This window comes from Stenotrophomonas sp. 99219_Sma, from assembly GCF_056480785.1.
The window spans coordinates 1,929,906-1,945,845 of record NZ_CM151117.1 but is presented as its reverse complement, the minus strand read 5'-3'; the positions used below and the strand labels follow the sequence as shown (position 1 = coordinate 1,945,845).

The window sequence follows — 15,940 nt, the reverse complement described above, 5'->3', positions numbered from 1 at the left end:
GTTTTTTCATGCCCGATCGGGCCAGGAACAGATTTCGATGGACTGCAAGCGTTTCGTAGCCACAATGACGGTGGCACTCACCCTGACCGGCTGCATGTGGGCGCCAGGCCAGCATCTTCGCTCGAGCACCTTCGCTCGCGATGATCAGCCCATTGGCAACGACCAGATCGAACTGATTCCGATCACGCCCAAGCTGATCGCCATGGAGCGCGCCACTCGCGATGTCGCGGCACTGCCCGCCGCCCTGACCCAGTATCAGCCGGGCCCCTACCGCATCGGTGCGGGCGACATTCTCTACATCACAGTATGGGATCATCCCGAACTGACGGTACCCGCTGGCCCCCAACAGCAATTGAATGCTGCCGGCCGCCCCGTCCAATCGGATGGAACACTGTTCTATCCCTACATCGGCAAGATCAGCGCGTCGGGCAAGACACCTGCAGAGCTGCGTGAAGAGCTGACATCCAAGCTCGCCCGCTACATCGAGGCGCCACAGGTGGATGTATCACTACTGACGTACGCAAGCCAACGCGTGTGGGTTACCGGCGCCTCGCGCCAGCCCGCCACCGTTGCGCTCACGGTCGTGCCCTTGACGTTGGGCGATGCCATCAGCCAAGCGGGCCTGGACCCGACGCAAGCGGACCTCTCCGGCGTACGCCTCACCCGCAACGGCACCACCTACACCATCGACCTGGATCGACTTGGCCGCAACGGCGGAGGCGACACCAATGTGTTCCTGGCTGCCGGCGATCATATTTACGTGCCTTACCTGGATCACAAGGAAGTGTTCGTGGTAGGTGAAGTCAATCAACCCGGTGCACTGAACTTCAAGACCGGCGAGATTTCCCTGAGCCAGGCACTTGGCCGAGCGCGCGGCCTGTTGCAGACCACCTCCAACGGCAACGCTGTCTACGTGATCCGCGGCTCGAATGACCTGCAGAGCACTCCGTCGCAGGTGTTCCACCTGGAAGCGAAGTCACCCGCTGCATTTGCCGTGGCCAGCCAGTTCGACCTGCAGCCTGGTGATGTCGTGTTTGTCGGTGCCGCCGGCGTGACCCGCTGGAGCCGGTTCGTGAACCAGCTGCTACCCTTCACCGCCATCATCAGCAACGCTGCCAGCGCGCGCAACGATCTGGACAAGTAACGTGGTCTCTACCGTGAGCAGGATCGCTCAGGCTGCCACCCGACGTGCAAACCGCCAGCGCCCCGTGGCGCTGGCCTTGCTTGTACTCATCACCGCAACCAGTTGCGGCGTTGTGGGCAAGACCAGCGTCAAGTCGGTGCAGATGGCGCTTCGGGGCAAGCCCAACGTGGAACCCACGGCCACCGAGGTGGCCGCCAATCGATTCCCGCAGATCAAGGTCAGCGGTCCGGCAGGGGGCGCCATCCTGGTACTGGGCAACATCGATTCCGGGCGCCAGGCCTGGTACAGCGCCGAGCGCAGCATCGTCTTTCTCAGGGATGGCATCGTCGTCGGAACCCACGGCAGCAGCCCGGAGCTTCAGGACATGACGCTCGAAGGGGACTCCCCCTTCCACGCGCTGCACCGGATAGCGGATGGCACGACAGTGCAGCGCCGTTACGACGTCATGCCTGATTACCGGTATGGAATGAGCGTCACCGGCACCCTGACCACCCTGGGCAAGGAGAAGGTCCATATCCTGGAGAGTGAGCGCGAGCTGTTGCACGTGCGGGAGCGGCTTCAGGGCGACGGCTGGAAGCGCGACAACCACTACTGGGTCGATCCTGCCAACGGGTTCATCTGGAAGAGCATCCAGGCCATCGCACCCGACACCAGCCTTGAAGTTGTCCAGCTCAAGCCCTACTCGCAGGACCTGCAGAACCGATGACACTGCGACCGATCATCCTTGGGCTGGCACTGGCGCTGGCCTCACATGCGCACGCCTCATCGCCGATCAACGTCGAAGCGACCGGTCATGTTCGCAATCCCGGCATGCACACGCTTCCCGCCGAGGCCCGCCTCAGCGCAGCCGCACTTGCTGCAGCGCCGGAAGAAGAAGCCTATATGCTGGGCGCCGCCCTTCTTCGGCAACGTGCACTGACGCCACAGACCCGCCTCAAAGCGGGCCTGCTCTTCGATCTTGAAACACTCGCCTCCCAGCAGGATGCTCCGGAGCTTGCCGACGCGGCCGCACAGCTGGCGCGCGAGCTCGGTGACCTGCCAGTGACCGGGCGCGAACCGCAGCTCCTTGATCCGCGCCGCCTGGAAGCCAGTGCAGCGGAAAATCGACCCGCGCTGGCCGGCGACCGCGTCGTCTATCCCGGCCGACCCGAAACCGTGCAGGTTGTTGGCGCGGTCGTACAGCCGTGCAAGCTGCAGCATCAAGCCACACTCGACGCACGAAGCTACCGCAACGCGTGTGCCTTGCTGCCGGTGGCGAGCCCTGATGATCTCTACGTCATCCAACCCGACGGCAAGGTGCAACAACTCGGCGTGGCGCTGTGGAACCGGAGCGCTCCAGTGCGCTTGGCGCCAGGCGCCGTGATCTACGTACCATTGAGCGCCGCCAAGATTCGCAACATTGCCCCCGATGTCAACGAGGATGCCGTGCGCTTCCTTGCCACCCAGGTGCTGGATGCACCCGGAGTTTCATACTGATGCGCCATCGCTCCATCCCACTGGCGCGCGCCAGTGTTGCCCTCCTCAGCCTGAGCGTCAGCGCTGTACTGCACGCACAAACAGCCCCTGCCCCAACCGCCAGCGATTGGGGCGGCGTCGGCCTGCTGCAGACCCCCACCGCACGCATGGCCGACGACGGCGAGGTGAGCTTCACCGCAAGCCATACCTCGCCCTACAGTCGCTACAACGTGGTGATGCAGCCCCTGCCCTGGGTCGAAGGCGCGTTCCGCTATGTATCGGTAGCGAACCGACGCTATGGCCCGGAATGGCTGAGCGGCAAGCAGAACTACAAGGACAAGTCGATCGACCTGAAGGTCCGGCTGTGGCAGGAAAGCCGATGGGCGCCTGAGCTGTCCGCAGGCTTCCGCGATATCGGCGGTACCGGCCTGTTCTCCAGCGAATACCTGGTTGCAAGCAAGCGGTTCGGGCCGATCGATGCAAGCCTCGGCCTCGCCACCGGTTACATCGGCAATCGAGGCGATTTCTCGAATCCGCTTCGGATGATCAGCGATCGCTTTGAAGAGCGCCCGCGCGCGCAGGGCACTGGCAACTTCAACAGCAAGGGCATGTTCCGCGGCCCCGTGGGCATCTTCGGCGGTATCGCTTACCAGACCCCCTGGGAACCCCTGCAGCTGAAGCTTGAGTACGACGGCAACGACTACAAGCACGAACCACAGAACAACAATCAAACGCAGAAGAGCCCGATCAACCTGGGCGCAAGCTACGCCGTGAATCCCAACGTGCAACTGCACCTAGGCTGGGAACGCGGCGACACGGCCATGCTCGGCATTACCCTGCGCGGCAATGTGGCACGAGCGAAATCCACGCCCAAACTGCTGGATCCGCCTCCGGTTACGCGAGCATCCGCGGTACCCTCTGCGCAGTCAATGGATGACATCGACTGGCCTGCACTGAGCCGGACTTTGGAAGAGAACGCTGGCCTCCGTGTCACGGGCATCAGCCGGCGTGGATCGGAAGTCATCGTCAGTGGCGAACAGCGTCGATTCTACTACCCGGCGCAGGGTGTTGGCCGGGCGGCGCGCATCCTGGATTCCGAACTGCCATCCGATACCACATGGTTCACGATCGAGAATACCCGCCTGGGCATTCCCGTCGTGGAGAGCAGCATCGAGCGCAGCACCTTCAACAGCTACCTCGACAATCGCATCCCGCTGAGCGAGTTAGCGGGCCACATCGAGCAGGCAGCGCCTGCGCAGCCGCGCCGTGAGAGCCTATATGCGGCGCCACTTCGACGCTACGACGGCGCGTTCAATATTGGATACCAGCAGCAGCTCGGCGGTCCTGATGGCTTCTTCCTGTTCCAGGTCGCAGGCACCTACTCCGCCAATTTCCACCTTACGCGGAATAGCTGGCTGAGCGGAACGCTCAGCTATAACGCGTACAACAACTACGACCGCTTCCGCTACGACGCGCCAAGCAACCTGCCCCGGGTCCGCACGAACATCCGTAAGTACCTGACTACGGAAGACCTGACCCTGACCAACCTGCAGTTCACCAGCAATCATCAGCTGGGCAAAGATCTGTATGGCTCGGCCTACGCTGGCCTGTTTGAGGCCATGTACGGCGGCGTGGGTGGTGAGATCCTTTACCGCCCGCTCAACGAGCGTTGGGCCGTGGGTGCCGAGTTGAATTGGGTGAAGCAGCGCGACTTCGATCAGCGCTTCAGCTTCCGCGACTACAGCACCACCACCGGCCACGCCAGCTTCTATTACCAGTGGGGCGATGAGCACAAGATCACCAGTATGATCAGCGCCGGCCGCTACCTGGCGAAGGACTGGGGCGCCACGGTATCGGTTGCGCGCGCCTTCGACAATGGCGTCAACATGGGCGCATACGTCACCAAGACTGATGTTTCGTCCAGGGACTTTGGCGAAGGCAGTTTCGACAAGGGCATCTTCATTTCGATTCCCTTCGACTTCCTGCTGCCTCGTTCGACGCGCGCACGTGCGACGTTCGCGTGGAATCCACTGTATCGAGATGGTGGCGCGCGGTTGACTCGAAGCTACTCGCTCTACCAGTTGACGTCGGAGCGGGACCCGGACTTCTTCTTCGACAATCTGGATCACATCTCCGACTGAAAGAAGAAGGGTCAATGCCCCCCTCCTTTACCACAAACAGCCCGCACCACTAGTCGCGGCAGAGACAAAGAAGTCGATTACGTCCACTCTGAAGGACATTCCCTTTTCCAGTCCGAGAACGCAGAGTCGAGATCGTACTTGTACTGATATCCAGAAGCAGACAAGTAACCTGGCAATACGTTATTTGAGCGAACAAGCTTCCGAATCCGCACAGGGCTAAACGGATGTCGAATCCCCAAAGGCCGCGCCACTGATTCAATCACATAAGAGACGACCAGCAGGAGTGGATAAGGGACGCTTGGAACAACGGCCCTGACACCCCCGACTCGCTTCGCAGTCTCAACGTAGTCAGAAATCGAGGGACCCGGGTTCATGGAGGCATTGAACAACTCCACACCAACCCCTGTCGCCAACTGCCTGTCGCGAACCCAAGCGATTGCATTGCAGAGCTCCTTCACATATATCCCAGCCTTGCGCGTATTTCTATTTCCCACATACAGAAAATAGCCGCGACTTACTGCCCGGACCAATCTACTGACATTCCCGCCCTCTCCCGGGCCAAAAACAACTCCCGGTCGAACTATTGTAAGCGTGCGCAGTGCCGGAGCCGAAGCTTGCCAGGTTCGATGGACTTCTTCTGCCACCAACTTTGAACTGCCGTATGCCGTTGTGGGAACGGTAATTGTCTCCTCGGTCTTCTCTGCCTCGCCCACCCCATAAGGAGAAATCGACGAAGTAAAAACAATATCTGCGCACCCGACCTGATCCGCCCAAGTGCAAACATTCTTTGCACCATTGATATTAGTCTCGAAGTACTCAAAATCTTCGTGGCCGGGCTCGCGATGAATAGCAGCAAAATTGGCAATGAGAGAAACCCCCTCTGGCGGGCGCCATTCAATCGGCTTGCGGACGTCAATCTGAATAAATTCGAGCGCCGCCTCATTATCTTTCGCCAACTGCCTCCTGAAAGGATAGGGCTTATCTGAAATAGATTCGATGTCCGCCAAGTAAACCTTAGAGTATCCGCGCTCCCGAATTAGCATCTCAGCAAACCACAGACCAATAAATCCTGATCCGCCAAATACAACCGCGACCTCACTCATATCAACCCTCAAGTCTATAGCCAACCCAACAGCGCACTAACAGCCAGGATCCCGCGATCTGACAATTTACGCCTACCTCGAAGGAGGAGAATTCTTGCCAGAGAGATCCTACGAATTAAACCATGGCGACGCTGATGCACCTTCAAGAAGTCATCCGGAAGCACATCCTTGTTTACAAGGCCTACAACTTCCAATATTCCCGAAACCTGAGAGGCATACCAACCATCTTGAATCTTTGCAATTCTGGATGTTATCCCACGCAGCGAGGTTCGAGCCCCGGTATCATTGCTTTCGTGCTGCCGGTAGAACATCCCTGGCGACGAGTCGAACACCCAGCGCCTTCGAAGGGCGCGAGACATCGCATAGATGAACCAGTCATGATAATGAAGCCTGGATACGACCTCAGAATGAGCTTGAACCAATGCCCGTAGCTCAGTAACAAAACTACGCGCAATCACAAAGGTGCAGCCTTGCCCTGCGCCTTCGAATAGAAAATCGAGATCGGTGGTGCTGGGGTTCTGCGCAAGAAGCTTGATGGTCCCATCCGGCCACACGGCTCGAACCGCAGATGAGTATCCAACGGCCGCCCCAGAGCGCAAGGCAGCAACCGCGCGAGAAACTTTTGTGGAATCCCAGCGATCATCCTGATCGCAGAATGCAACGAAGTCAAAGGACTCGTCCTGCACATCTCGCAACGCGAGCAAGAAATTCTGTCCAGCACCGCCACTGCTGACCCTGCGATTATAGATCGTTACCCTCGAATCAATTCCGCCGACAACAGTTTCGGCAGAAAGATGCTGAGCCGAGCAATCGTCGAAAACGATGACCCGAATATCAACCCCCTCCTGCAACAAGACAGAGTTTAACTGCTCCTCAATCCACTCGGCACCATTATAATAAGCAAGCAAAACAAGAACTCGTGCCACCGATCTATCCATTTCAATCGCCACCGGAGCTTACCAACAAAAGAGCGACCTCAGCACGTGCTACGAAGTAACAAATATTCGAAAGTCATGAAGATATGGAAAAGAACTCCGATACTCATCTGAATTCCAAACTAAGTATAAACATCGACTTGCAACCGTTCCTCGTAACCCTGCGCCTCAACTATTCAACGCATTTCCAGATCGGGCTCAACCGTAAGAAGCGCATTTCTGAGCATCTTCAGAGCATTCACACTAGAGAAGTGCTGAACTCGCTCTCGGCCCATGCCAACCATCTGCTCCACCCGCAATGAGTCGCGTAGTACTTCAAATGCGGATACCCACGACTCTGTGGACCCAAGAGTGACGTAGATTGCAGAATCAGAAAGGACCTCCCGGTGCACCGGAATGTCGGAGACAATCACTGGGCGGCCGCAAGCAAGGGCCTCCAACGGTGGAATACCAAACCCTTCCCACTTCGAAGGATATATCAATGCGGCGCAATTCTGATACAAGCCGATCAGCTCATTAAGCGAGACATAATCATAGAACTGCACAGAATCGGCCAATCCCAACTTTGCAATCAAGCCGTCGAGCTCTCGGCGATACCTTCCCGAGCAGCTAGTTACAACGAGACGGTAGTGCGACGACCAAGACGCATGGCTCTCAAGCACCTCTGCGACATTCTTGTGACTATAGCGAGCCCCCACCATCAGCAGGAAATCGGAAGAAGGCGGGACGTTCCCTGGTCGAAAGGTCTTCGAGTCGACGCTGTTGGGGACAACATGAATTCCGTCCGCCGGGTAGCCGTACGTTTCAGCAATATCAGCCTTCGTCGTCTCCGAGACTGTGAAGACCGCACGACACCGCTTCAACAGACGAGGCATGTAGAACTTGAAGTAAAGGTACTGAAGCGGATGCTGCCAGGGGAAACGCAAGCAAATCATATCGTGAAGCGTAATAACCTGACCGTACTGATTGCCTAGTCCGTGATGCGTTGGCGAATACACCAGTGTTTCGGCATCAAAGTTCAATCGCCGAAGCCAAAGGCTTCTTCTGAGAGCTGAGAACTTACCCGAGCCAATGGAGATGCCTGGTGGCGCCACTACACTACCGTCGCCAGCATCCAGATCGCTGCCCCATTGACCGCGCCTACCGATGATACCCGAGCGAAACGACGACAACACCCGGGCGCAGACGAGCGAATAGACACCGAGACCCGTAGGTTTCTCGCCAACCATTGAAAGATTCATAATTAGTTTCAACTAAGCACCATCCATCTTGAATAATTCCCTCGAAAAGGACGACGTAGGCACCGTACTATTGCCGCCAAGCAACACCCCGCCGTACAACTTTGGCCGGAACACCAGCGAGCAGGCAGCGAACATCTTTATACTCACCTGACACAACGGAACTTGCCGCAACAATGCAACCAGCACCGATATGGGCACCTTTCAGCACCAGAGTCCTGCATCCAATCCATACGTCATCGGCGATCACAACGGGAGCATCCTGGTTCACAACGACACCATCAGCTCCGAGTATCTCGTGAAGATCCGTGTCCATTATCAGAACGTCCCAGGAGATAAGCACGCCGCGCCCTATCCTTACGGAGCGCTTTGCCACTACCACCGATTCAGCAGTCATCGCGACGCTGGACCCGACAACCAGATCCCCCGATACACTGATTTTAGAACCATGACCAATTGCGCAGGTCCCTTCGAAGACAACGCGTCCCCGGACCTCCCAAATTGAGCGTGAATGGCGTCGATCAAATATTCCAATGTTTCCGAAGCCGATCCTGACCGAGCCGAACCCAGCGCGCCTAGGCAGCACGACGGTACCACGCATTTCCTTTAGCCAGACCCTGTATGAAACAAGTACTGGCATCGTACAGCCAGTAGCGAAGCCGAAGTAGCTGATGTTGAAGTAGAGCGACTTGGGAATTGATGCAAGCACATGCAACACGGTCAGTATTTTCATGAAGCGCCATTCATTCTAGTTCGCGAATCCGAGACAAGATCATTCCCGAAACTTGCCGCGTAGAACACAGATACAAGAAGCCAGAAAGCAGAGGAATATTCAAGCCCGGCACTCACGGCAGCCAGGATTAGCAATGCGATCCAGAAAGGTGAAAGATCCCGCCATCTTGCAGATGTCTTATTGATCGCCATATATAACGGAGCAAATATAGCAATAGCCCCGACAAGACCCGCCTGCTGCAGATTAGCCAAAATAGAGTTCTGGATAATTGTCTCACTAGTGTACAGCGCGCCGGCCATCGAATATCGATAGCTTTCAATGTCAAACGTATTGTAGCCAGTGCCGAAGAAAATGTTCTGCACCCAGATCCCGAGCCCCACTGCGACAGACGAAGCGCGCCCAGTGGCGGAGAGGTCATCAAATAGCGTCAAAACAATCAACTGCCAAGTAAACGCCATAAAGACGGATAACACTGAAGAAAAGATAAAGAACGGCTTAACCAGACCACCGTTAACGCGCCCAATTACCCGCACAACCCCAAGCACAACCAGCATGGATAGCGCGCAGAGATATATATTCCTAGACCCAGTAATAATCACGTACAGAAGAACAAGGAAGAACCATATCCAGTTCCAAATTATTGATCTGAACAACCAACCCTTCACAATGAAGAAAAGCGACAGAAGAACGGGAATTACGCTTGATGAAGGCTCTGCCCAGAACGTCCTAACTCGAATCGCTGACTCCCCCAGCCATCCACCATTAAGTCCAGATGCAACACTATATGACTTATTGTTTGCGATCCAATCAAATGGAATGGCAAGCCCCACCCGCTTGGCATAGAATTCGTAGAAACCACAGAGCACATAGGCGACAGTAAGCCACTTCACCGAACGAATGAATACTCGACCATCCGGATCAAAGACCCTGACAAAATTTATACATGTGAAAAACGAGAAAAGAAAGAATATCCTAGCCCCTAACTGAGTGAATTCAGAGGCAGAGTATTTGGACATTAGAATATGCGCCAGCGACGCAAGTAAAAGCGCGCCAACGCAAAAGAAGAGTACGGAAACATCAGAGAGAGACGGCCCCCTCCCTCGAACAGCAAGAGCAAAAACCATAGCTCCAACACCGATGAAGTAGAGCGGGACACCACTCGACGCCAGATTGAATATCGCCGTGTGATATAGCAGCCCGGAGACATAGATCAAGGCTATGCCGAGTTCACGCCACCACCTCACCGATGCACTCATTTCTGCACTGCCCCCGATAGTGCGGCGTACAGCATTCTGCCTATCCTCTGCGCCTGACCTCGACGAATTCGATTCCAGAATACAGGCAGGAGCAACACCACGGCCACAGGCACCATCCAAGGATAATGCTTACTTAGAAATCGAAACTTACTTCTCTGACCTTCAATGTCGGATAGCTCACTCCGACTAGCCCATTCCACACTTGAGCCAATAGTTGCACCCCCTCTATGGTATACAGTCGCCTCAAGACAGACTCCAGGCGTCCAGCCGAACTTGCTTGCACGTCGGCTCCAGTCAAGCTCTTCGAAGTAGAGAAAATAGTCCTCGCACAACAAGCCAACCTCAGCCAGAAAACCTGAAGACACAAACAGGCTGACCCCCATAGCATAATCACACGTGCTGCTCGCCCAGGCCTCACAGATCGAGTCGTCGTCCATGGCCCCCTCAGCGATATGGCTAGTAGATCCCTTGATCAAACTAAATTTTCCACCTATACCTTGCACCCGATGCGGGTAATCAAAGTCGAGTACTTTTGCCCCGATCGGACCGATCTTTTGAGAAGCACGATCATTCCGCCGCCAGCACTCGACCAGCCGCCTGGCACATTCAGGGGATACTTTAGTATCATTGTTTAATATCCAAACAAAATCCGCGCCATCCTCTACCGCACGGCGGACACCCTGATTGTTTCCTTTAGAGAAACCTCCATTCTCCACGGAAGCGATAATGCGAACTCTCGGGGCCTCTCCTCCGAACTCCCTCGCAATAGTTTCAAGCGATCCATCAGCGGAATCATTGTCTACGACATATACCCTGAGGAAAGAGTAGTCAGAATTCAAAACACTCTTTACACACTCAACAGTATCCAGGGCATTTCGGAAATTCAGGATAACCACCCCGATCAGAGGATTTTCTTCAGCGACCATCGAAGGAACGACCTTTCTCAACCGAATGTCTCAAATGGGACACTAATTCGAGCCAACTTATCGCGATGTTCCCGCGCTCGTACCTCTCGGCGATCCGCACGCTACGCCGTGACAGATCGAGCAGGCGCTCACTGTCCGAGCGCAAGCTCTCCAACACCGCGAGAGCCGCCGCCTCGAATTTAGATTCATCAACAAGACAGAATCCGGACATCTCCGGATCATCAACGATTAGGAGCGGGCCCGCATGCGCGGACGCGAGCGGCACACATCCGCACGCCATTGCTTCCACAAGCGCCATCCCGAAGAGCTCTTCCCATTGACCGGTACGAACCGATGGCTGGACCACAACGTCGCTCGCGCGATAAAGTTCGGCCAACTCGTTTCTATCCAATACGTAGCCGTGATAGAAAATGTTGTCGCAATTAGTACTTGCGGTACTCACCAGAGTCTTTAACGGCCCATCACCAACTATCGATAGCTGGACCCAAGGGCAGGACGTGGCGATGCGGAGCAGACTCTCAATACCCTTCTCTGGGACCAGGCGCCCGGCAAATATCAACCTGAGTTGCCTCAACGAGTCCCTCTGGGAAGAATTTCTCGAGAGAACGTTAAATACCGACTTATCATACGAGTGATAGACCACGCCAACCAGCGCACTGGCATTAACCGACCAATTTTCAAGAAGCGAATCGCGCGCAACCGGAGTAACCGCTGCAATTGCTGGAACCTGCCCCAAGAATTTCCTCCAACAGGCCCGCTGCATTGACGTACCTGAGCCACGAGGAAAGAACGACCCATCCCACACCGTCCAAGATGTGTGATAAATGACGGACGCATGCTTAAGCACTCGAGATATAATCCCAACTCGCCAATCGAGTGGAGCAATGCCCACAACAACAAGCCTGTCCCGTAGCAGTGAAGGGAAAAGAGCATAGGTCGCCAACCGAAGAAAATCCTTTACCGCCTTGATTACCAGCGACAGAGATCTCTTTCGGACTCGACGATATAGAAGAAGTCCAGTAGAGAATTCAATGAAATCCACTTTGCATGAAGGCCCGAGTGCCTCCATCAAGCCCGCGTAGTGCCCCGGCTCTCCTACCTCATGGATAACGAGCACCGAATCCCTACTCACGGCCGCCCCCAGCCATTGATGCCAGAAAATTGGAATCGATCAGATTTAATCATTTTTTTCACGAGATTCCGAATTATTCCGAAAAAGGACAAGCAAGGCACGGAAAAAGGATGGCGAAATCAACCAGAGCAGCAACAGATACACCGCAGATCCGATGGTAACGCTGACAACCAAAGAAATAAAAATCGACCCACCAAAATAATCAGCAACCCGCCCCTTAACTGCGAATATCAGCAATGCCATCATCGCAGCCGAAAGAACTGGGGGAACTAGAGCGCCAAATGGCTCAAGAATTCCCACACCCAACATGACCCGACAGCTGCACGCATTAACCACCAACACCACAATATTGGCGACAAAGTATGCAGCCGCCATTTGCTCGATCCCATAGAATGCCCCCACCACTACCGCAATTATCTGCAGAAGGGAGGAAAACGAGGCAATCGCCAATAATTCCTTCGTCTTTCCCATGGACATAAATACAACACTCGTTGTACTGGAAATTGACTGCAAAAAACCTGTCGGCGCCAACCAAATAAGAATATTTGCCGCGAGAACCCACCCAGGGCCTGCAATAATTTGTATGAATTCCTCGCGCAGAACACATATTCCGGCCATCAGTGGAGCCACTAGAGCAGCAATCGCCCTAACAGTACCAAGGTGAATCTCGCTTACTGCCCTATAGTCTCCCTTTAGTCGAGACAGTCGCGGATAGAGCACTCTCGTAGCAACGAATGTTAAGCTCTGCAATGGGAACAGCATTACTCGATATGCGAGGCTGTATGCGCCTAATGGCGCAGCCCCGAACATTCGGCCAGCAACAACGCTGTCGGCATTCCTGGACGCATAACTTATAAGGTTAAATCCCACAAGATGTGAGCTAAACCCCATGACCTTCCTCAGGCTATGGATGTGATAGCGCCGAAATGCTGAAGGACGCCACTTGAGCGCCCGCCACACTGCAATAAGGGGTACTAGGGCTGCAATCAGTGCTTGCGCAACAAGGCTGAAGACACCGGCGCCAGCCAGCGCCATTGCGATGCATACAAGAGCCCCCAAGAGAGCACCCGCAATCTCCCCACTCGCCACTGGTCGAAAGCGTTGATCTCTTTCAAGCAGGGCTTGATGAGCGGCTCCTGCACTAGAAATCGGAAAGGCTAATGCAAGCATTGCCAACACGGCCACCAGCTTCGGAGCTTCAAATGCCAGCGCGATGAAAGGCGCGAACGCAAGGACGACCATTGCAATTGACACGCCGACCGCCAAGTTGAACCAGAAGACCGCTGTCTTGGTCTCACGGTCAAGCTCGTCCCTCTGGATAAGTGCGGACGACGTTCCGAGATCCCTAAAGATCATTGCGAAATTCGTCACAACTCCAGCCATGGCCATAATCCCGTACTCAGCGGGACCGATAATCCTAGCCACGACGAGAACGCCAATCAGCTGGCTGGCAATCCTGACTGCCTGCGAAGCTGCTACCCAACCAGGACCGGCCATGCACTCCTCAATTCGCCGTAAAAATACTCAGTGCGACTCAAATCTTGACGCCGCGACGTCGAGTAGATAGATCTATGTTAACCGGTCGAAAAGACGCGAGTTGTACCTACTGAGCCGCGTCCACCACCGAACCAAGTCAATTCGTAGATTTGTACTCGTAGTATCCATAACTATAGTAACCAGCAGAACGCCGTTGAACAGCGTTGAAGATCGCACCCTTGATGCGCACGTTGTTCTGCTCAAAGCGGCGCTTGGCGAGCGCCAGCTCCTTCGCCTGGTTGAGGCCAAAGCGCGCCACCATCAGGCAGGTACCGGCGTGATGGGCAATGATCGCAGCATCGGTAACGGCCAGGATCGGCGGCGTATCCACAATGACCAGGTCGTACTGCGGTGCCAGCTCTTCCAGCAACGCAGTGAAGTTGGCGTGCATCAGCAGTTCCGACGGATTCGGCGGAACGTCGCCACGCGTGATGAAGCTCAGATTGTCCAAGCCCGGAAGGCTTCGCACCACCTGAGAACGATCAACCTTGCCCACCAGAAGGTCAGACAGGCCCGGGGTCTGCGCTGCACCCAACGCCTTGTGCAGGGTTCCCTTGCGCATGTCGGCGTCGATGATCAGCACGCGCTGCCCGGCCTGCGCGATCACCGCCGCGAGGTTGGAGGACACGAATGTCTTGCCGGCGTTGGGGCTCGCGCCAGAGATCAGCACGATGTTGTTCTTGGCTTCCAGACGCGCGAAGTGCAGGCTCGTGCGCAGGCTGCGCACCGCTTCGATGGCCAGGTCGGCCGGGTCTTTCACCGCCAGCAGATGCAACTTGCCGTCGGCGCGGAACTTGCCGCGGACCGAATCGGTCTGCTGCTGCGTACTCACCGGAATCGAGGCATATACCGGGAGACCCAGCTCTTCGATCTGCGCGGGGTCTTCCACGCCGCGATTGAGCAGCTGCTTCAGCAGTACCAGCGCCACCGACAGGAACGCGCCCAGAACGGTACCGATCAGCACCACCACCGCCTTGCGCGGCTTGACCGGCGTAGTGGCATCGACCTCGGCAGCATCGACGATGCGCACATTGCCAACGGTGCCGGCACGGGCCACGTCCAACTGCTGGGCCTGATTCAACATACCGGTGTACATCTCATTGCTGACCTGCAGGTCGCGGGTCAGGCGCAGCAGCTCCTGCTGGGCTTCCGGAAGCTGCTTGACCTGGCCTTGGAAGCCGCTCTTACGGCCTTCCAGCTCGCCAATCTGGCGCATCAGCGCCTGATAGGCTGGATGGTCACGGGTGAACTTGCGATCCATCTCCGCCTGCTGCAGGCGAAGCTGCTGGATGCTGGTTTCCACGGCCACTTCCTGATCCAGCAGCCCCTTGGTCTGCAGGGTCAGATCCACGGAGTTCGCACGCGTCTGGTAGGCACTCAGCGCCTTCTGCGCCGCATCCACCTGGTTGCGGACATTCGGCAGCTGCTCCTTGACGAAGGTCAGCTGCGCAGAGGCTTCGGCCGAATTGCGCTCGACATTTTGGCGGACATAAGCCTGCGCCACCTGCTGCAGGAAGTTCTGCGCCAGGACCGGGTCGGCACTCTCATAGGCCAAGGTTAGGATCCCAGAATCCTTGCCGGACTCGCTCACGGCAATGTCCTTCTGCAGATCGTTGATGACCGTCAGATGGCGCTGGCGCGACACTTCAAAGTGCATACCCGGATGCGCGCGCATCTCGGCAACCTGCGCGGTCACCCCCTTCCCGCTCGCGACCTTGCCGACCTGCCCTTTCAATAGAAGATTGTCATCCTCGTCAAACAGTTCATAGCTGTTGTTCTCGCCGACGACCAACGTCATCGGTCGCGCCTGCAGCGCGCGCGGCACGTCCAGCTGGAAGATCTCCAGCTTCTCGCCACCCCAGCCGAAACGGCTCATGCCAAAGCGCACATCAGCCAGAGCTTCCGAATCTGCGCGCTCGGCCTTGCGCGCAACGTAGCCGCCCAGCAGCGGGAAGCGGTTGGGCTCGATGGTGATATCCAGCTTCAACGCATCGACCGCACTACCGACCACCGAACGCGAAGTAATCAGTGCGATCTCGGTGGTTGCCTCTGCAGATCCAGTGCCCATACCCAACGACTGGCTGATATCCGACAGGCCTGGCAACGAAGGCACCTTCGATTCAACCTGGACGATTGCGTCCGCACGATAGATCGGCGTGGCCAGCAACGCATAGGCCACCGCAACCACGAAAAAGAGCCCGGTAATGCCGACGATCCACCACTTGTAGTCGATCAAGGTTCCAAGCAGCTGGCGCAGATCGATCTCGTCGCTGTCTTCCGGTGCGGAGGTACGGGCTTCAGTGGTCATGAATTGGGGGTCTTCAATGCGGGGAAAGGGCTA

13 protein-coding genes are annotated in these 15,940 nt (G+C 56.2%); 4 read left to right on the top strand and 9 right to left on the bottom strand.

The features are described from left to right. Positions 1-37: 37 nt before the first annotated feature. The 4 genes from ACZK13_RS08955 to ACZK13_RS08940 are packed head-to-tail and all read left to right on the top strand — an operon-like array spanning position 38 to position 4,740. Positions 38-1,144 carry a polysaccharide biosynthesis/export family protein gene (locus ACZK13_RS08955; protein ID WP_132809992.1) on the top strand — a complete coding sequence of 369 codons (1,107 nt, stop codon included), beginning with the start codon at positions 38-40 and terminating at the stop codon, positions 1,142-1,144. A 13-nt stretch (positions 1,145-1,157) separates the two neighbouring features. After that, the gene (locus tag ACZK13_RS08950) at positions 1,158-1,850 is read left to right on the top strand and encodes a YjbF family lipoprotein (protein ID WP_346484662.1); all 693 of its coding nucleotides are present in this window, start codon (positions 1,158-1,160) and stop codon (positions 1,848-1,850) included. Then, on the top strand, positions 1,847-2,620 hold the full coding sequence (locus ACZK13_RS08945; protein WP_346484663.1) for a capsule biosynthesis GfcC family protein: 774 nt from the start codon (positions 1,847-1,849) through the stop codon (positions 2,618-2,620). Before ACZK13_RS08950 ends, ACZK13_RS08945 begins: the two co-directional genes overlap by 4 nt. Continuing rightward, entirely contained in the window at positions 2,620-4,740 is a 2,121-nt protein-coding gene (locus tag ACZK13_RS08940; protein ID WP_346484664.1) for a YjbH domain-containing protein, read from the top strand. The genes ACZK13_RS08945 and ACZK13_RS08940 overlap by 1 nt, the downstream gene beginning before the upstream one ends. Before the next feature lie 77 nt (positions 4,741-4,817). Here ACZK13_RS08940 and ACZK13_RS08935 read toward each other — a convergent pair whose 3' ends face one another. From ACZK13_RS08935 to ACZK13_RS08895, 9 genes are all read right to left on the bottom strand, one after another. Continuing rightward, entirely contained in the window at positions 4,818-5,843 is a 1,026-nt protein-coding gene (locus ACZK13_RS08935) for an NAD-dependent epimerase/dehydratase family protein (RefSeq protein WP_346484665.1), read from the bottom strand. Between the two features lie 14 nt (positions 5,844-5,857). Further along, on the bottom strand, positions 5,858-6,769 hold the full coding sequence (locus ACZK13_RS08930) for a glycosyltransferase (protein WP_346484666.1): 912 nt from the start codon (positions 6,767-6,769) through the stop codon (positions 5,858-5,860). A 185-nt stretch (positions 6,770-6,954) separates the two neighbouring features. Continuing rightward, positions 6,955-8,031, bottom strand: coding sequence for a glycosyltransferase family 4 protein (locus ACZK13_RS08925; RefSeq protein WP_346484667.1), 1,077 nt, complete (start codon positions 8,029-8,031; stop codon positions 6,955-6,957). Positions 8,032-8,086: 55 nt separating this feature from the next. Next, entirely contained in the window at positions 8,087-8,749 is a 663-nt protein-coding gene (locus ACZK13_RS08920; RefSeq protein ID WP_346484668.1) for an acyltransferase, read from the bottom strand. Beyond that, a complete protein-coding gene (locus ACZK13_RS08915; RefSeq protein ID WP_478482462.1) occupies positions 8,746-10,005 on the bottom strand; it encodes a hypothetical protein in 1,260 nt (419 codons plus the stop codon). Before ACZK13_RS08915 ends, ACZK13_RS08920 begins: the two co-directional genes overlap by 4 nt. Continuing rightward, a complete protein-coding gene (locus ACZK13_RS08910; RefSeq protein ID WP_478482461.1) occupies positions 10,002-10,931 on the bottom strand; it encodes a glycosyltransferase family 2 protein in 930 nt (309 codons plus the stop codon). The genes ACZK13_RS08915 and ACZK13_RS08910 overlap by 4 nt, the downstream gene beginning before the upstream one ends. After that, complete coding sequence (locus ACZK13_RS08905; protein ID WP_346495081.1) at positions 10,921-11,694, bottom strand: glycosyltransferase family 4 protein; 774 nt, start codon at positions 11,692-11,694, stop codon at positions 10,921-10,923. The genes ACZK13_RS08910 and ACZK13_RS08905 overlap by 11 nt, the downstream gene beginning before the upstream one ends. Before the next feature lie 414 nt (positions 11,695-12,108). Further along, on the bottom strand, positions 12,109-13,560 hold the full coding sequence (locus ACZK13_RS08900; RefSeq protein ID WP_346484671.1) for a lipopolysaccharide biosynthesis protein: 1,452 nt from the start codon (positions 13,558-13,560) through the stop codon (positions 12,109-12,111). 136 nt (positions 13,561-13,696) lie between these two features. Next, on the bottom strand, positions 13,697-15,907 hold the full coding sequence (locus ACZK13_RS08895; protein ID WP_478482460.1) for a polysaccharide biosynthesis tyrosine autokinase: 2,211 nt from the start codon (positions 15,905-15,907) through the stop codon (positions 13,697-13,699). Positions 15,908-15,940 lie beyond the last annotated feature (33 nt).